This window comes from Brevibacterium sanguinis (assembly GCF_003315415.1).
Lineage (GTDB): Bacteria > Actinomycetota > Actinomycetes > Actinomycetales > Brevibacteriaceae > Brevibacterium > Brevibacterium celere_A.
On record NZ_QNSB01000008.1, the window covers coordinates 1 to 17,903 of the forward strand.

Genomic DNA, 17,903 nt, shown 5'->3' on the forward strand with positions numbered 1-17,903 from the left:
TTCTGCTGCCCGAACGCTTGACCGGCATCCGCACCGACCATGCGGTGACCACTGATCCCGACAGCGCCGATTCGGTCCCTCGAGACGAGGTGACGAGCGAACTTCCGATCGTGCCCGAACCAGGGGAGTGAACGGCTTGAGCCGAGGGGACCTGACGGTCATCCGGGTCGGAGCGAACCATGTGACGATCGCCGTCGGATGTACCACGACTGCGCGCCGACCACGGACGACATGGGCAATAGGCTGAGCGCCCTGGGCGTCTGACCGGTCGGCTCAGTGCCCCTTCCATTCGACCGGAGTCTTCGCCAGGAAGCCCTCCACCGCGGTGGCGAAGTCGCGGCTTCCGTAGACTGCGCCGATGACGTCTGTGTCGTCGACCTCGCTGTCGGCTTCAGACAACCTGCGGAGGTTCTCCTTGATCGACCACTGGGTCAGAGGCGCACCGCTGACGACTCGGTCGATGAGAGCATCGGCAGTCGAGTCGAGATCCTCGGCGACCTCGGTGAGGAACCCACTGTGCAGTGCTTCCTCGGCAGTGATGCGTCTCGCGGTGAGCAGCATCGACCTGGTGCGCGAATCGCCGAAGCACCGCACGAGCCTGCGCAGAGTATTGGCTGACAAGGTGTTGCCGAGAGTCCTCGCGATCGGCACCGAGAACGATGCGCTCGAGGATCCGATGCGGATGTCGGCGCAGGCGGCGATCCCGAGCCCTCCGCCCACACAGTGCCCGTCGATGACCGCGATCACGGGCTTGCCCACTGCTTCCAGAGTGCTGAGGACTTCATCGATCCGCTTCTCGTAGGCGACTCCATCTTCGCCCGTGAATCCACGGAACTGGGCGATATCGGTGCCTGCCACGAAGGAGCGACCGCCGGCTCCCCGGAGTACCAGAGCGTGCAGTGACCGGTCTGCGTCCACCCGGGCACACGCCTCGGCGAGCCCCTGGTACATGTCGAAGGTCATCGCATTCCGCGCTTCGGGCCGGTTGAACGTCACATGAAGCGCACGGCCGCGCACCTCGGCGAGCAGGTCATCAGTCACGATTCGTCCTCACGGTTGGAGGTGAACTCGGCCAGCACTCGTTCTGTGTCAGCACCCAATGCCGGGCCGGCGTTCCCGTGCCTGACAGCCGAGCGTGAGAATCGCATCGGATTGCCCAGCTGCGTCACTTCGCCGAGGTCTGGATGCGGCGCGGACCAGAAGTAGCCTCGTGAACTCAGATGTTCGTCCGTGAACACCTGTCCATAGTCATTGATCGGTGCAGCGGGTACGCCCACGCGATTCAACTCATCGACCACCTCGGCGATAGTCCGTGCGCGCAGGCGGTCTTCGATGACAGCGATGAGTGCCTCCCGGTTCTCGAATCGCAGGGCGGGTGTGGCATACCTGGGGTGTTCCTCGAGGTCGGCGAAGTCGAAGGCAGAGCAGAACTTCGTCCACGTCGCCGAGGTGTTCGCCCCGATCGTCACATAGCCGTCACTGACCGTCACCGCCTGGTAGGGGGCCTGTGCTTGATGAGCGGAGCCGTTGGGGCGGCTGACGGTCCCCGCTCCGAAGTAGCTGCCTGCTTCCCACACAGCCAACGACACTGCGGACTCGAACAGCGAAACATCGAGATACTGACCGCGGCCCGATCGGGTCCGTTCATGAAGTGCCGAGACGATGCCGAGCGCTACGTAGAGCGCGGTCGTGAGGTCCGAGATCGGCACGCCCACCTTGGCGGGAGGTTGATCAGGGAAGCCAGTGATGCTCATCAGACCAGAACGGGCCTGTGCCATGATGTCGAGTCCGGCCAACGGTGCCAATGGCCCGTCCTGTCCCCAGCCCGAAGCCGAGGCGTAGATCAGCTTTGGAAACTCTTCGGCGATTTCCGTGTATCCGAAACCCATCTTTGCCAGCGCACCAGGCCGCATGTTCTCGACGAGGACATCGGCATGCTCGAGCAGCGAATGCATCCGGGTCCGTCCCTCCTCGGATTTGAGGTCGAGGACGACCGATTCCTTGTTGCGGTTGAGACGGATGAACGGGCTCGAATGGCCGTCGAGGAACGGTCCCGAGGCTCGCATGGGATCACCTGCGGGCGGTTCGATCTTGATCACCCGGGCACCCATATCGGCGAGCTGCATCGTCGCATAGGGGCCGGCGATGAAAACGCCGAGCTCGAGGACGGTGATCCCTGCGAGAGGACCGGCAGACTTCTCAGACATCGTTGACCTCCAACAGATTCCTCATGCCAGGGACCGTTGCCCGTTTCGAGCCGTCTCCGGCAGACGGGCCGCCCGGGCCGACCGCGTACCGTCGGTTCCGACCCCCAGGAGCAGTTCGGGAAGCGTGACGCCCTGGACGTCAGCGAGATCATCGGCCTGCGTGCGACAGGAGAAGCCGTCGGCGAGGAAGATCGAATCCGCCGGCGCATCGCGCAGCGCCGGAAGCAGAGCGTTCTCGGCCACAGCCACCGAGGTCTCATAATGTCCGATCTCCATGCCGAAGTTCCCGGCCAGTCCGCAGCAGCCCGCCAGCTCCCGGATCGTGGCACCTGTGCGTTCGAGCAGACTGCGGTCGGCAGCGTACCCCAGGACAGAGTACTGGTGGCAGTGGGGCTGCACGACGATGGTGCGTCCCGTCAGGTCCGGGACCTCGATCCCGGACTCCACGAGCACCTCGGCGAGGGTCGATGTCCGCGAGGCGATGAGCCCGGCGCGGGGATCATCGGGGAACAGATCCCTGAGGTCGCTGCGCAGGACCGCTGTGCAGCTGGGCTCGACGCCGACGATCGGAATGCCCTTGTCGGCGTAAGGTGCAAGCACTTCCATCGCGCGGCTCAACCGAGATCGTGCCGCATCGAGCTGGCCGGTGGAGATGAGCGTGAGGCCGCAGCATGCCTGCGACTCGGGCAGCAGCACCTCGAACCCTGCGGCCTCGAGGACCTGGACAGCGGCCTGTGCACCGGCATCCGAGAGGTATTCGGAGAACGAATCGGCCCACAGGAGCACTTGCGGACGAACACCTCGGCGAACGTCATCGCTCGAGATGTAGTCATGGGGGACGGCGGGAGCAACCGATCGTCGCGCCCAACGGGAGAAGCGCTCGGAGTTGAAGCGGACCATCCCGCGCCGCGGGTCCATCCCTCCGCCTGCGAGCACGAGTCGGGCGATGGGACGGACGGACAGCACGGCATTCGCTACAGCGGTCAGTCCGGGTAGCGCTGTCAGCGCCCTGCCCCACGTCGGCAGCCACCCGAGGGAGTAGTGCGACAGGGGACGAATCCGACCCTTGTACGTTCGATGGAGCACCTCGGATTTGTACTGGGCCATGTCGACTCCAGCTGGGCAGTCGCTGCTGCACGCCTTGCAACTCAAGCACAGATCGAGTGACTCATGGACCTCGGGGCTGTCCCAGTCGGCGAAGAGACCACCGTTCGTCACCTCTTGGAGGACGCGGGCTCGGCCTCGTGTGCTGTCCTTCTCGTCCTTTGTCGCCAGGTATGACGGGCACATGAATCCGCCCGACGCCGAGATGTTCGCCCGGCATTTGCCTACACCGACGCATCGGTGCACGGCATTGGTGAAGCTTCCCTTGTCATGCGAGAAGCTGAAACCGCCATCGGTGGTTCCAATGGAGATCGCCTGCGGGCGGCGCAGGTCCTGGTCGAGCGGCAGTGGGTCGGCGATGATTCCGGGATTGAGGAGGTTGTCCGGGTCGAACAGCCGCTTCACCTCGGCGAGTGCACGAATGGATTCGGGAGAGTGCTGAATGGCCAGGAGCTCGGATCGGGCCCGTCCGTCACCGTGCTCGCCTGAGGCAGAGCCACCGAACTTCGCGACCAGACGTCCGGCATCCATGAGGAACCGCCGGAACGTGTCGACACCACCCTCGCGATCGAAGGGAAAGTCCGTGCGCATGTGGACGCACCCGTCACCGAAATGACCATACGGCAAACCGGTCACCCCGTAGCTGCGCATGAGCTCATCCTGCTCGCGCAGATAGCTGCCGAGCACTTCCGGCGGGACCGCGGCATCTTCCCACCCCGTCCACGCGGGGTCACCGGCGGCCGTGCGCCCGGCGAGTCCGCCGGCATCGGCGCGAATGCTCCACAGAGTCGAGGCTTCAGGACCTGCAGGCATGATTCGATAGGCGTCAGTGCCGGACGCATCGGCGATGAGCTGAGCGTTGGCGACAGCTTCCTCCGCCGAGTTCCCGGCCACCTCGATGAGCAGCCATCCGGACCCGGCCGGCAGCTCGGGCACGGCGCCTGCGCCCTTGTGCGCCCGGACCATGTCAATGAGTCGGGAGTCGATCCCTTCGACGGCGAGAGGACCGAAGGGCAGGACACGGGGAACCGCGTCAGCGGCGTCGAACATATCCGGATATCCCAGGGCGAGAACTGTCGGCGACTTAGGCAAATCCCCCAGGGAGACGACGGCCTCGAGGATGGTCGTCAATGTGCCTTCGCTGCCGACGAGGAACTTGGCGAGATTTCCGCCGTTCTCGGGCAGCAGATGTTCGAGAGCGTACGCGGATGCCTGACGGCTGAATCGACCGAATTCGGTGCGGATCTCGCCGAGGTGGCTCCTCGCGATCTCGGCAAGCCCCGGCACTGGGTCGAGGCTGCTTCCGGCGATGAATCGTCGCCCGTGACCGTCGACGACATCCATCTCCACAGTGTTGTCGACGGTGCGCCCGGCCGAGATCGCATGCGGGCCGCAGGAGTTGTTGCCGATCATTCCGGCGATCGTCGCCCGGTTCTTTGTCGACGGGTCCGGGCCGAAGGTCAGCCCGTGCGGGGCGCTCGCCTTCTGCAGCCGGCTCATGATGACACCGGGTTCGACTCGGGCGATCTTCTCCACCGGGTCGATGTCGAGGATGCGTCCCAAGTGCCGGGAGAAGTCGATGACGATTCCGGTGCCGATCGAATTGCCCGCTTGGGAGGTGCCGCCGCCGCGGGAGGTGACCGGCACCCTGTGAGAGCGTGCGACATCGAGTGTCGCGATGACATCGGCAGTGGTCTTCGGGAAGACCACGACCTGAGGGACGACGCGATAGTTCGAGGCATCCTCGGCGTACTCTGCGCGCCTGCGCGTTGAGGAGTCGACTGCGCCTTCGACGCTGCGGGTGAGGTCTGTGATGAAGTCAGTCAAGGGAACTGCACCAACCTGTCGTGAGAGTGCGGACATGGTCGCCGAATCGGCCTGGTGGGTCTCACTTGTCCCGAAGGACGTCAAGGGCGGCCTCGAGTCCGCTCGGATCGACCTTCACCCCTGCCAGCTGAAGCCCCATCTGGACGCCGGCGAGTGTTCCTGCCAGCGTGAGATCACTGAGGTCGCCGAGGTGACCGATGCGGAACACCTTGCCGGCGAGCTTGGACAGCCCCGCCCCCAGGGACATGTTGAACTTGTCGAGGATGATCGCCCGGAGCTCATCAGCGTCTTGTCCGTCGGGCATGACGACGGCAGTGAGGACCGGTGAGTGCTCGTTCTCGTTCGTGCAGAGCACCTCCAGCCCCCATGTATCGACCGCAGTTCGAGTCGCCTTGCCGAACCGCCGATGTCGTGCGAAGACATTCTCAAGCCCCTCCTCGTCGAGGATGCGCAATGACTCTTTGAGACCGAAGAGGATGTTGGTGTTCGGTGTGTACGGGGTCCGCCCGTCGCGGCCCGCGGCGAGCATCTCCGACCAGTTCCACACCGATTTCGGCAACGTGGAGCGCTCGTGAGCCTCCAGGGCCTTGTCGCTGACGGCTGTGAACGACAGACCCGGTGGCAGCATGAGCCCCTTCTGCGAGCCGGAGACGGTGACGTCGACCCTCCACTCGTCATGGCGGTAGTCGACCGACCCGAGAGATGAGATCGTGTCGACCATGAACAGTGCGGGGTGCCCCGTCTCATCGATCGCGCGGCGGATCTCAGGAATGCGGCTGGTCACCCCTGTCGAAGTTTCATTGTGCACCACGCACACGGCCTTGAACCGATGCTCCGAATCATTCTCCAGGGCCGCTCGGATCTTCTCCGGATCCGCTCCGGTGCGCCAGTCACCTGGAATCGTCGTGGGTTTGAGGCCCCATCGTTCGGCCATCGACTTCCACAGTGAAGAGAAATGACCGGTTTCATAACAGAGAATCTCGTCGCCGGGGCTGAGTGTATTCACCAAGGCCGCCTCCCACGCTCCCGTTCCGGTGGCAGGATAGATGACCACTTGGTTTCTGGTGCCGAATATCTTCGCCATTCCCTCCAGGACGTGGAGGAACAATTCTTGGAATTCTGGACCACGGTGATCGATTGTAGGCATGGAGATTGCGCGTAAGACCGTGTCCGGTACATTGCTCGGCCCGGGAATCTGGAGAAAATGCCGGCCGCTGGGTCGCGTCATCGGGAGATCCTTTCGGAAACAGATGTGTTCGGTAATTGAGCCGTATGAAAGTGAGGTGGAGGGGAGCCAATGTGGATCCGGCGCGCGTCGAGGGTGAGGGGTGATTGAGATCGTCTGACCTGGGGGAATGATGAAACCATGCGCGAAGAATCCTCCTTGATTCCACGATGTGGTAGCCAAGTTTCATTTTACGCTATCACAATCTCGGCTGGATGGAACCGATTTCGGGCGAAGGTTTTCGCAGGATGGGCTCTGGCATAGCGTAAGGCTGATTGCCGTGCCTTACGCGTCCTTACCTCCGCAGTAGCTTTGCTTGGCGAAGTGCGAACTCGTGACGCAAACCCCTTGACGAATGTGCTTGGAGGAGGAAGAATTCCAGAAAGGCCGACACGAATTCCGCATTATGGAAGTTTGCGGTTGGCGAGTCGGCTGATGTCGATTATTCAGCACATCGCATTGGAGCGGACTGTGTCTTTGGAAATTGCGTCAATTCTCGTCCTTGTGGCCGTGTTTCTCGTCGCCACTTTATTGTCCGTTCACATGGGTGCTCTGGCACTGATGGCGACTTTCCTCTTCGGGACGTTCGTGCTCGGTGAAGACGTCGATACGCTGCTATCGGGATTTCCGGCGGATCTCTTTCTCATTCTCGTCGGGGTGACATATCTGTTCGCTCTGGCCAAGGACAATGGGACCGTCGACTGGATGGTCCATGCATTGGTTCGAGCGGTCGCCGGCCGGGTCGCTCTCATCCCCTGGGTGTTCTTCGTCGTCACCGGAATACTGACAGGGTTCGGGGCGGTCGTTCCCGCGGCAGTCGCGATCATTGCTCCCATGGGAATGGGATTCGCTCGGAAGTACGGGATTCGACCACTTCTCATGGGACTGATGGTCATCAACGGCGCGACTGCTGGCGGCTTCTCACCGCTGAGCATCTTCGGCACGATCACCAATCAGGTCGTTGAACGCAATGACCTTCCGGGTAGTCCGGTGCTGCTCTTCCTGGCGTCCATGGCGTTCAACATCGTCCTCGGCATCGTCTGTTTCTTCCTCTTCGGTGGTCGAGCGCTGATCGGTCAACGCGACAGGGGGCACGGACTCGAGTCCGCGAATGCTGAGCTCACTGAGAGTGATGCACAGGTTCCGAGCAATGGCAGCGAGCCGGGAGCAGGGAAGCCGGTCGTTCCGAGAAGCGATCCCGGACGGCGAGCCGCACGTCGATCGATGCAGACGACGATGGTCAAGGATGATGACGCCGATGAAGCCGTAACCAAACTTGATGGCATTCGCATCGTCACCCTCGTCGGGCTCGTCGTTCTCGCCGTCATGGTCGTCCCACCCCTGAATCAAGATGTCGGCTTCACTGCCATTTGCATCGCAGTGATCATCTCGCTGTTCTCGCCGAAGGTGAGCAAGGGTGCGGTGAGCAAGATCGCATGGCCGACAGTCCTCCTCATCTGCGGCATTGTCACGTACGTCGAACTCATGCAGCGTCTGGGGACGATCGACTGGCTCGGCGGTCAAGTCGCGGAACTGGGTGCACCTCTTGTCGCTGCCCTGTTGATCTGCGCGATCGGAGCCGTTGTGTCCGCGTTCGCTTCGACGACCGGCATTCTGGGAGCACTCATTCCACTGGCGGTGCCGTTCCTTCTCACCGGTTCGGTCGGCGAGATCGGAATGATCATTGCGCTGGCGATCTCCTCATCGGTCGTCGACTCGAGCCCGTTCTCCACGTCGGGCGCCCTTGTCGTCGCGAACTCGCCGGAGGAGCATCGCGACAAAGTCTTCAAGCAGCTCATGGTGTGGGGATTCTCGATGGTGGTGATCGCCCCTGTCGTCACCTGGCTCCTGTTCGTCGTCCCCGGTTGGGGCTGAGGGCGGACCGGCTCGTCCAGCGCTCCGAACGGGGCACTTCACCCTCCCGTACTCACCCCGGCAAGCCGGGCGTAGTCCTCCTTGATGACATCGAAATGGGTCCACGTCTCCAGGGCTGCGACGTCCTCGAGTGCGCGCAGCTGCTCGATGATGTCGAGGACCTCGACCGACGACGCCCCGACCACGGTCGCGACGAAGTCGTGGGCGCCGTGGGAGCGGGCGGCGAACTCGACGGCGGGGCTGTCGAGGATGAACCGGCGGACCGGATCGGGGTCCCCGGACACGGTGATGCCGATGCCCGTCGCGAAGCGACTGGGGGACAGCACCCCGGACTTGATCGCCGCGATCCGCATGACTCCGGCGTCGATGAGCCGGCGCACCCGTGAGCGCACCGCGGACGGGGACCGGTGGACCGCCTCGGCGAGGGCACGGTAGCTGATCCGGCCATCGGTCTGGAGGATCCCGATGAGCTCGCGGTCGAGGTCGTCGAGGACGATGTCCTCCCGCCGGGCGGCGACGAAGAATCCGCGGAGCACCTCGGCGTAGGTCGTCACCCGGATCCCGCGGACCCCGCGAATAGCCCGCACCGAGTCGAGGGTCGCGTGGAGCCCGGCGACCGTGGCATGCCGGGACTCGACGACCAGCGGACGCTCACCACTGGCCAGCGAGACGAACACGGCGTCGGGAAGACGCGCCACCGCCTCGGCGACGGGACGGACGGGACCATCGATGCTGACCATGGAATGGGTGAGCACGTGGTGGCCGGCGAACCCGGGGTCCAGCGCCGCGACCACGCGCAGGCCGTCGCGCTCGGTGAGCACCTGCAGCCGCTCGGCGATGACGTGCCGGGAGACGCCGTGAGCGCGGGCGAGGTCGAGGACGCTCGCCCGGCCGTCGCGCTGCAGCGCCCGGATGAGCGCGGCATCGAGTCGAGATTGCTCCGTCTGCCTCATCCGACCTCCAAGCGTGCGGTGAAACGTCCTCATCGGCTTCCATCCGTGAGCATACGGCAGGATCGCGCGACAGCTGTGCGGCAATCGTGTCCGATCTGCTGACCCTTTGCCGGTGACAACGGAACTCGGCGGGTCTATCATCACAGCAGCGCCACGCTCTCCAATGGTCGCCCGAGCAAAGGAGCTCCCGATGACGTCCGCACCCACCGCCCCCGAGCGCTCTCACCGGCGCGCGCTCAAGGCCGGATTCGCCGCCTCGGTCGGCACGACGATCGAATGGTACGACTTCTACGTCTACGCCACGGCCGCGGCGATCGTCTTCCCGCGGATCTTCTTCCCCGACGCCGAGCCGACCCTGGGCACCCTCGCCTCCTTCGGCACCTACGCGGTCGCATTCTTCGTCCGCCCCCTCGGCGGGATCATCTTCGGCCACGTCGGCGACCGCCTCGGCCGCAAGCCGGCGCTGACGATCACCCTGCTGCTCATGGGCGTGGCCACCGTCCTCGTCGGCTGCCTGCCCGGCTACGCGAGCATCGGCATCACCGCGCCGATCCTCCTCATCATCCTCCGCATCGCCCAGGGCCTGGCCGTCGGCGGCGAATGGGGCGGGGCGAGCCTCATGGCCGTCGAATCCGCGCCCGAGAAGTACAAGACCTTCTACGGCGGCTTCACCCAGCTCGGCAACCCGCTCGGCGCACTCCTGTCCTCCGGTGCCTTCTGGATCCTCTCCCTCATGGGCGACGACGTCCTCTTCAGCTGGGGCTGGCGGGTGCCGTTCCTCGCCAGCATCATCCTCATCGGCGTCGGCATCTGGGTGCGGCTGCGCATCGAGGAGACCCCGGTGTTCGAACACCTCGGCGAGGCGACCACCACCCCGATCCTCCACGCGCTGCGCTTCAACTGGTATCCGATCCTCCTCGGCTTCGGGATGGTCGCCATCGCCTCGGGCGGGTACTACCTCGCCACCGCCTACGTCCAGTCCTACGCGACGAGCGAGGAGATCGGTCTCGCCGCCTCGGTGATCCTCGGCGCGATGACCATCGCCTCCTTCCTCGAAGCCCTCGTCACCCTGCCCCTGGCCTGGCTCGGCGACCGCTGGGGCGGGAAGATGATGATGTACCTCGGCGTCGGGCTGTCGTTCCTCTGCTCGATCCCGCTCGTCCTCTCGATCGAGGCCCACAGTGTCGCCCTCATCTACATCCTCGTCTCCGTGATCCGGGTGACGATGAGCGCCACGTGGGCGCCCCTGTCGGCGCTGATGTCGCAGATGTACCGGCCGCAGGCTCGCTACACCTCGATGTCCCTGGCCTACGGAGTCGGCGCCGCCGTCTGGGGCGGGCTGTCCCCGATCGCCGCGACCAGCCTGCAGGCGGGCACCGGCACCGTGTGGTCGGTCATCGGGCTCTTCGCCTTCCTCTCCGTCGTCGCCTGGGTCTCCACGGCACTCGCCCCGCAGCACAGCGACGAAGGCAGCGAGGTCCGCTGACCCCGCATCCATCCGCTTCACCCATCCGATTCACCCACCCCTGCCCCGACTCCCGCCTCGCCACTTTCCCGACTCCCGCACTCTGACCGGAAGGACTTCGAATGAGAGCGCTCGCGACCTTCGACGACCGCGACTCCACCCCGACGATCGTCACCGCCGCGGCGATCCGCACCGTCGACCCCGACACCCCCACCGCCGAGGCGCTGCTCATCTCCGGAGGAATGATCCTGGCCGTGGGGTCCCTGTCCGACGCCGAGGCGACCGCCGCCGAACGCGGCCTCGATCCCATCCGCGCCGACTTCCCCGGCGCGACGATCGTGCCGGGATTCGTCGACCCCCACGCCCACCCGCTCATGTACGGCCAGCTGCTCACCTGGATCGACGTCGGCCCCGACAAGGCGGCATCGATCCCCGAGATCGTCGACCTGTTCAAGGCGGGAGCGGCGAAGCTGCCCGCCGGCGTGCCGATCCGAGGGTACGGCTACGAGCAGCGCAACCTCGCCGAACGCCGCCACCCGACCCGGCACGAGCTCGACGCCGTCGCGACCGACCGCGAGGTCTACATCATGAACGCCTCCGGGCACGGCGGCGTCGTCAACACGTACACGCTCGACAAGTACGGGATCACCCGCGACACCCCCAATCCCGAGGGTGGAGAGTTCTTCCGGGACGCTTCCGGCGAGCTGACGGGGGAGCTCTCCGACGCCGCGTGCAATGCCCTGACCGGGCTCCACGGGGTGAAGATCGGGCACCACGGGCCGAACTTCCACCTCGGCGACGAACCCGCCGAACACCAGCGCCAGCTCGACCTCGTCCAGCGGGAGTTCCTCGCCGGGGGCGTCACGGCGATCGGCGACGCGCAGGTCTCGAAGCGGGAGTTCGCCGCCTACCTCGAGCTCGTCGACCGCGGGCAGCTGCACCTGCGGGTGTCGATGTACTTCCTCTCCCACCTCCTCGACTCGGTGCTCGAGCTCGGCCTCACCGGACCCTTCGGCAACGCGTTCCTCTCCGCCGCGGGCATCAAGCTCTATGCCGACGGGACCCTGGGCGGGTGGACCGCGTACTTCCCCGAGGGGTACGTCGGCGATCCTTGCCGCACGGGCCAGCTCTACCATTCGCCCGAGGAGTACAGCGAGCTTGTCCACCGGGCCCATGCGGCCGGGCTGCAGACCGCGACCCACGCCCAGTCGCCGACGGCGATCCGGATCGTCGTCGACGCGATCGAGTCGGCGCTCGCCGCCCGCCCCGACCCCGACGCCCGGCACCGCATCGAGCACTGCGGACTGCCGGAGTCAGGCGACATCGAGCGGATGGCGCGGTTGGGGATCCGGCCGGTCAACCAGACCCAGCACTACTACAACTGGGGCGAAGGGGTCGAGCAGGCGATCGGCACGCCCGGTGAGCGGTTCAACCCGCTCGGGGAGTTCCTCGCCGCCGGGGTGCCGGCGACCCTGTCCTCCGACGCGCCGGTGGCCGAACCGCGACCGCTCGAGGCGATCCAGACCGCCGTCACCCGTGTCACCCGCCGCGGACACCAGCTCGGTCCCGATTCGCTGCGGATCTCCGCCGAGGCGGCCCTGCGTGCCCACACGCTTGAAGGGGCGATCACTCTGGGCCGGGAGCGGGAGTTCGGGTCGCTGACGGTGGGCAAACGCGCCGACTTCGCCGTCCTCGGGGCCGATCCGCTGAACACGCCCGGACCGGAGATCGCGGCGATCCCCGTGCTCGAGACCTGGGTCGACGGGACGCGCCGATTCGGTGGCTGAGGGCGGGGTGGGGCCACCCCACACCACTTCCTCACCCGTCTTCCGCACTGTCACCACTGTCCCCCGGCGATCGAGGTCATTCTGGTCGGCATTTCCGCGCGATTCTCCGACCAGAATGACCTCGATCGGTCGGCCGGAGGCACCAACCACTTTCGAGGAGCAGACATCGTGAACCAGGGCACCACGAACCAGGGCACCGCCGCCGCGGCGAAGGAGACCGCTCGGGAGTGGATCGAGGGCCACCTCGGCGAGCTCCTCGACTGGCACACCCACATCTGGGAGCTCGCGGAACCCGCGTGGCGGGAGTACGACTCCCAGGCCTGGTACGTCCGGCGTCTGCGGGCCGACGGCTTCGAGGTCGAGGACGGCTCGGCCGGGATGCCCACGGCGTTCAGCGCCCGGTGGACGAACGGCGAGGGACCGACCCTGCTCACCTACGCCGAATACGACGCCGTGCCCGGCAACAGTCAGGCCGCGACGACGCACGAGGAGCCCCGGGAAGGACTCTCGCGGTTCGCGCCCGGGCACACCGACCCGCATTCGGCGCTCGGGATCTCGACCCTGGCGGGGCTGCTCGCGACCAAGCACGCGATGGAGACGCACGGGATCACCGGCACCCTGCTCTACACGGGGGAGCCGGCGGAGAAGATGCACGGCTCGAAGGTCGTCCACGGCGTGCGCGGCTACTACGACGACGCCGATGCGATCGTCTCCTTCCACCCCTTCTACATGCTGCCGCTGTGCAACACCGCACGCTGGGACACCCAGTGCGGGGCGTATTACAGCAAGGTGTATTCCTTCATCTGTGACGCGCCGGAGACGTGGCAGCACTCGAGCGTGGACCCGCATTCGCCCATCCCTGCCTCCCACTCGGCGGCCAGGGCACCGGGGGCGAACCTGGCGCTGACGCAGATGTACACCGCGTCGCGGGCGATGCTCGACTCGATGCTGCCGGCCACCGGCGGCTGGAGCTTCTCCGATGCGATCCTCACCGACGGGCAGGCGACGGCGGACAACCTGCCCCAGCGGGTCGCGCGGATCCAGTTCTCGTGGCGCACCCCCGACATCGAGATGGCCGAGCACATCCTCGCGGTCCTCGACCGCAACGCCGAGGCCGCGGCGATGATGGGCTACTGCACCGTCGAGGAGCGATGGATCGCGCGCAGCCGTCCGGGCCGGACGAATCATGCGCTCGCTTCTGTGCTCTTCGACAACCTCGCCGAGGTGGGGCCGCCGTCCTATGGTCCTGACGCGGTGGCCCGTGCCCAGGAGATCCAACGGTCGCTGGGGCTCGAGGCCAGTGACCGGCCGTTCCTGCCCGAGACCGAGCAGCTCATCACCCCACAGGAGGCCGAACGGCTGCTGCGGGAGCAGATGCCGGCGTGGCAGCGGCACTGGACGAGCGACGACTACGTCGAGATGAGCCATTACGCGCCGCTCGTCCGGTTCTATGTCGCACGGCCCGCATTGAGCCCCGCGCCTGGGGCGGGCCCGTACCCGGCATGGGTGATGAACGCCCTGGGCGGGATGCCGGAGACGATCGCACCGACGATCGTCACCGCCGGCAAGACGGTGGCCGGAACCTTCCTCGATCTGCTCACCCGACCCGACGTCCTCGCCGAGGCCAAGGCGGAGTTCGAGTCCCGAGTTGCGGCCGAGCCGATGCCGGCGCTGCTGCCGCCCGACTTCGAGCCGCCCATCGACCTGCCCTGGCCGGACTACCGGGTGGACCGAGGGAGCGGGGATCGGTGGTGGTGAGGGCGCCAGACTGAGCTCGGCGCCGCCACTCTTCATGCATTGAGGTCGTTCTGGTCGGGCAGATCGCTCCCGTGCCCGACCAGAATGACCTCGATTGTCCACGTGACCCCCTACCCCTCGAACAGCCCCCGGATGTCCTCGACCGACACGGCCTGACTGAACGCCTGGCCGTCGTTCATGAGCAGGTCGAACAGCTCGGACTTCTTCCGCTGCAGGGCGAGGACCTTCTCCTCGATCGTGCCCTCGGCGACATAGCGGTAGACCATGACGCTCTTCGTCTGCCCGATGCGGTGGGCCCGGTCGATCGCCTGGTTCTCCGCGGCCGGATTCCACCACGGGTCCATGAGAAAGACGTAGTCCGCCTCGGTGAGGGTGAGCCCGAAACCGCCGGCCTTGAGGCTGATGAGGAACACCGGCGCCGTGCCCTTGCGGAACTGGTCGACGACCTGGCCGCGGTTGCGGGTCGACCCGTCGAGGACGACGTAGGGGATGCCGCGTCGATCGAGCTCCTCGCCCACGTTGTCGAGGAACGAGGTGAACTGGCTGAACACGATCGAGCGATGCCCCTCGGCGATGATGTCGTCGAGCCGTTCGAGGAGCGCGGAGAGTTTGCTCGACCGCACGTCACTATGCTCGACGTCGACGATCCGCGGGTCGAGCGCGAGCATCCGCAGCAGGGTCAGCGACCGGAACACGATGAAACGCTGCTTGTCGTAGTCACTGTCGATGAAGCCGAGGATCTTCTTCCGCTCCTTCTGCAGGATCCGCTCATAGAGCGAGCGGTGGGCGGAATTGAGTTCGACGGTGATGACCTGCTCTTGCTTCTCCGGCAAGTCGGCGGCGACGAGATCCTTCGTCCGGCGCATCATGAAGGGCCGGACCCGGCGCTGCAGACGCTCCATCCGCCCGGTGTTCTCACCGCTTTCGATCGGTCGCACGTACTCCTGCTCGAACCGGTGCGCACTGGGGAAGAGGCCCGGCGCCGTGATCGACAGCAGCGACCACAGGTCCGTCAGCGAGTTCTCCATCGGCGTGCCGGTCAACGCCAGGCGGAACGGGGCGCTGACGGACTTCGCCGCCTGGTGGGCGAGGGAGGCGCTGTTCTTGACGAACTGCGCCTCGTCGAGGATGAGCCCGGCCCACTCCAGCCGCGAGATCGGATCCTCGTCGAGGCGGAGGACCGCGTACGACATGACAATGACATCGGCCCCGGCGACCACCTCGGCCAGCGGTGTGCGTCTCTTCTTCGTCGACTCCGCAACGATCCGGACGTCGAGGTCAGGGGTGAACGTCGCTGCCTCCTGCGCCCAGTTGTGGACCACCGAGGTGGGGGCGACGACGAGGAACGGCGACCGGGCGCTGTCGTCGGCTGGCGGAGCGGAGTCGACCGCGATGGGCTCGCTGCCGGCCGCACCGGAAGCACCTTCGGCGGCCCCGCGCTGGACGTGGGCGATGAGGGCCAGGGTCTGCAGCGTCTTGCCCAGGCCCATATCGTCGGCGAGGATCCCGCCGAGGCGGCACCGATGGAGCAGCGCCAGCCAACGGAAGCCCTGGACCTGGTAGGGACGCATGGTCACCCCGGCCAAGGCCGGAACCTCGGTCTCGGGGAGGTGGTCGAGATCGAGCAGCGCCTGCGCCGTGCGCTGCCAGGAGACCGCGGGCTCGGATTCGTCGGCGAGGTCCTCGAACTCCGACCACAGGCCGACGTGGAGCCGGCTGATCCGCGGGGACTCCGGGGTCCATTCGGGGATGAGGTCCGCCTCGGCGAGGAGGGCCTTGATCCGATCGAACACGGGACGGTTGAGGGAGAGGAATGAGTTGTCGGCGAGCTTGAGCTTCTTCTGCCCCGCGGCGAGTGCCTTGAACAGCCGGACGAAGGGCACGCTGCGGCCGGCCACGGTGATCTGGAACCCGAGGTCGAACCAATCGTTCTTGTCCGATTCGACGGCGGTGACCTTGATGTCGGGTTCGCCGCCGAGCTCACGGTAGGGCTGCTTCTTGCCGCGCTCGATGATCTTCACGTGCTCGATGTCCTCGAGCTTGGGGAGGACGTTGACGACGAAGTCGGCGGTGTCGGCGTCGTGGAGGTCCGTGTCCTTCGGAACGCCGAGGAGCGGAGTGTCGGTGAGCCGGTCTTCGACCTGGGTGAGGACGCTGATTTCGTGGTCGACGTCGCGCTCGTCCCGGGGGTTCGCCGCACGGTTCCCCGTGTCCATGAGCCCTGATCGGGGGATCACCGGCAGGCTGCGACGCGGGCCCCAGTACTCCCAGTACCACTGCAGATTGAGCGCATCGTTGCTGCCGTAGGTGAGGAACAGGACGAGCCGGGGCTCGCGGAATCGAGGGAAGCGCACCGATTCGTCGGTGCTCACGACCTCCGTGCTCGTGCGCAGCAGCGGGTAGTACTCCTCGAAGAACTCCTCGGCCTCCTCGGTGGGGATCGTGATCGGGTCCGGGGAGTCGAATACGGGCAGGGCGGCCTGTGTCGTTTCCTTGGCGGCTCGGGCCAGGGTGACCTCGAATCCGGAGCGCAGATCGATCCCGAAGAACCCGTGCGTCCACACCGGTTTGACGAGCCCGGGGGCGAATTCGCGCTCGTCGATGCTCACCCGCGGCTGCACCTGGAGGCGGTAGGCCAGCTGGATGACGTCGACGACGGCCCTGGACTCGCGGCCGATGTGCACGCTCATGCCCTGGTTGACGCCGACGAACTCGATCCCGAGCCTCGTTCCCTGGGTGAAGAGGTCCCAGAGCAGGGGAGTGCGGAAATCGCCGACGCGGTACGGCGCACCATCGGGCGTGAAGTCGGTGCGGTCGCGGTGCCGGAGGCCGGCGAGCTGCGCGAACCACTCCTGGTGCCGCGGGTCGATGCCGAACTGGGTTGTGAAACGGTCGACGTTGCGCCACGTCAGCGACCCCTTGACCCAGTTGCCCGAGGGGCTGAGGAGCAGCGGGCGGATCGTCAGCTGGGGGTTGACTCCGGGAGTGACCTCCCGCTTCTTCAGGGTCACGGTGTGTTGGGGTTCGAACCACGTGCGGGCGACGATCTCGACGAGCTCGAACCCCAGGGCCACGGGGGTGTGCTGCTTCGCGGTCGCCTCGGTGAGGCCGGCGAACGCGTCACGCCACCCCGTCGAGGCGGTCGTGCGGGTAGCTGGGGGATTGTCGGGCACCATCCGATTGTCTCATTGGCCCCGGACATGGGAGCGGCGGCGATCTCGTGGGTCAGGTGCTCCGGTGCTTCAGTGCCGCAGTGCCGTGAACCGCGGCGGTCTCGTGGGCTCGGATGCACCAGCGCCCGGCACCTCGTGTTGCGGCGACCTGCCGCCGGCCAGGCAGCACACTCACGGCACGGGGGTCTATGGTGACCGTGTGAACACTGAAGACGAGGATCGCCGCACCGACGACGAGAAGTGGATGGTCATCAACGACCGGCGCTGGCGGCGGACGGATCCGGAGCTTCCCGCCGAGGTGGTCGAGGAGCTCAAGAGCCACCTCGGCAAGGCGCGCAGCGGTGTCCGCGTCGCCAAGAAGTCGGGCGACGAGGAACAACTGCGAGACGTGCGGAACAGGGTGAACATCGCCAAGCACGGACTCGGGGAGCGCGGCGACTACTGGTGGGAGATGGGCATCGAGGAGCGACGGCGGCGCGCGGAACAGGCGCTCCGGGAGCTCGAATGAGCTCTTCGCAACCTCGACGAG

The 17,903-nt window shown here is 66.1% G+C and carries 11 protein-coding genes; 5 read left to right on the top strand and 6 right to left on the bottom strand.

Annotated features, from left to right (window positions below; genetic code table 11):
* Positions 1 to 273 precede the first annotated feature (273 nt).
* From DFO65_RS11995 to DFO65_RS12010, 4 genes are read right to left on the bottom strand one after another with little or no spacing between them, the layout of a single operon-like run.
* Positions 274 to 1,041, bottom strand: coding sequence for an enoyl-CoA hydratase (locus DFO65_RS11995; RefSeq protein WP_113904681.1), 768 nt, complete (start codon positions 1,039 to 1,041; stop codon positions 274 to 276).
* A complete protein-coding gene (locus tag DFO65_RS12000; protein ID WP_113904682.1) occupies positions 1,038 to 2,207 on the bottom strand; it encodes a CaiB/BaiF CoA transferase family protein in 1,170 nt (389 codons plus the stop codon). Before DFO65_RS12000 ends, DFO65_RS11995 begins: the two co-directional genes overlap by 4 nt.
* 21 nt (positions 2,208 to 2,228) lie before the next feature.
* Positions 2,229 to 5,174 carry an FAD-binding and (Fe-S)-binding domain-containing protein gene (locus DFO65_RS12005; protein ID WP_113904683.1) on the bottom strand — a complete coding sequence of 982 codons (2,946 nt, stop codon included), beginning with the start codon at positions 5,172 to 5,174 and terminating at the stop codon, positions 2,229 to 2,231.
* A gap of 25 nt (positions 5,175 to 5,199) precedes the next feature.
* Positions 5,200 to 6,366, bottom strand: coding sequence for a pyridoxal-phosphate-dependent aminotransferase family protein (locus DFO65_RS12010; protein WP_113904684.1), 1,167 nt, complete (start codon positions 6,364 to 6,366; stop codon positions 5,200 to 5,202).
* A 432-nt stretch (positions 6,367 to 6,798) separates the two neighbouring features.
* Here DFO65_RS12010 and DFO65_RS12015 point away from each other — a divergent pair, with 432 nt between their 5' ends.
* Positions 6,799 to 8,238, top strand: a complete 1,440-nt coding sequence (locus DFO65_RS12015) for an SLC13 family permease (RefSeq protein WP_220151316.1) — start codon at positions 6,799 to 6,801, stop codon at positions 8,236 to 8,238.
* Between the two features lie 38 nt (positions 8,239 to 8,276).
* On the opposite strand, the gene DFO65_RS12020 is transcribed toward DFO65_RS12015, so the two are convergent.
* Positions 8,277 to 9,191, bottom strand: a complete 915-nt coding sequence (locus DFO65_RS12020; protein ID WP_245940696.1) for an Lrp/AsnC family transcriptional regulator — start codon at positions 9,189 to 9,191, stop codon at positions 8,277 to 8,279.
* A 190-nt stretch (positions 9,192 to 9,381) separates the two neighbouring features.
* Here DFO65_RS12020 and DFO65_RS12025 point away from each other — a divergent pair, with 190 nt between their 5' ends.
* The 3 genes from DFO65_RS12025 to DFO65_RS12035 all read left to right on the top strand — a co-directional run bounded on the left by DFO65_RS12025 (position 9,382) and on the right by DFO65_RS12035 (position 14,201).
* A complete protein-coding gene (locus DFO65_RS12025; protein WP_113904686.1) occupies positions 9,382 to 10,677 on the top strand; it encodes an MFS transporter in 1,296 nt (431 codons plus the stop codon).
* A 101-nt stretch (positions 10,678 to 10,778) separates the two neighbouring features.
* Positions 10,779 to 12,443, top strand: coding sequence for an amidohydrolase (locus DFO65_RS12030; RefSeq protein ID WP_113904687.1), 1,665 nt, complete (start codon positions 10,779 to 10,781; stop codon positions 12,441 to 12,443).
* Positions 12,444 to 12,611: 168 nt separating this feature from the next.
* Positions 12,612 to 14,201, top strand: a complete 1,590-nt coding sequence (locus tag DFO65_RS12035; RefSeq protein WP_113904688.1) for a zinc-binding metallopeptidase family protein — start codon at positions 12,612 to 12,614, stop codon at positions 14,199 to 14,201.
* A gap of 110 nt (positions 14,202 to 14,311) precedes the next feature.
* Here the strand turns inward: DFO65_RS12035 and DFO65_RS12040 are convergent, their stop codons facing one another.
* Positions 14,312 to 17,374 (bottom strand): DEAD/DEAH box helicase, encoded by a 3,063-nt coding sequence (locus DFO65_RS12040; protein WP_113904801.1) that lies wholly within the window; start codon positions 17,372 to 17,374, stop codon positions 14,312 to 14,314.
* A 199-nt stretch (positions 17,375 to 17,573) separates the two neighbouring features.
* Here DFO65_RS12040 and DFO65_RS12045 point away from each other — a divergent pair, with 199 nt between their 5' ends.
* Entirely contained in the window at positions 17,574 to 17,882 is a 309-nt protein-coding gene (locus tag DFO65_RS12045; RefSeq protein ID WP_342766929.1) for a biopolymer transporter Tol, read from the top strand.
* Positions 17,883 to 17,903 lie beyond the last annotated feature (21 nt).

What these genes read in the sequence shown, in the direction of transcription:
- DFO65_RS12015 (WP_220151316.1), top strand. Translation starts at nt 6,799, where the DNA reads ATGTCGATTATTCAGCACATCGCATTGGAGCGGACTGTGTCTTTGGAA.
- DFO65_RS12020 (WP_245940696.1), bottom strand. Translation starts at nt 9,191, where the DNA reads ATGAGGCAGACGGAGCAATCTCGACTCGATGCCGCGCTCATCCGGGCG.
- DFO65_RS12025 (WP_113904686.1), top strand. Translation starts at nt 9,382, where the DNA reads ATGACGTCCGCACCCACCGCCCCCGAGCGCTCTCACCGGCGCGCGCTC.
- DFO65_RS12030 (WP_113904687.1), top strand. Translation starts at nt 10,779, where the DNA reads ATGAGAGCGCTCGCGACCTTCGACGACCGCGACTCCACCCCGACGATC.
- DFO65_RS12000 (WP_113904682.1), bottom strand. Translation starts at nt 2,207, where the DNA reads ATGTCTGAGAAGTCTGCCGGTCCTCTCGCAGGGATCACCGTCCTCGAG.
- DFO65_RS12005 (WP_113904683.1), bottom strand. Translation starts at nt 5,174, where the DNA reads ATGTCCGCACTCTCACGACAGGTTGGTGCAGTTCCCTTGACTGACTTC.
- DFO65_RS12010 (WP_113904684.1), bottom strand. Translation starts at nt 6,366, where the DNA reads ATGACGCGACCCAGCGGCCGGCATTTTCTCCAGATTCCCGGGCCGAGC.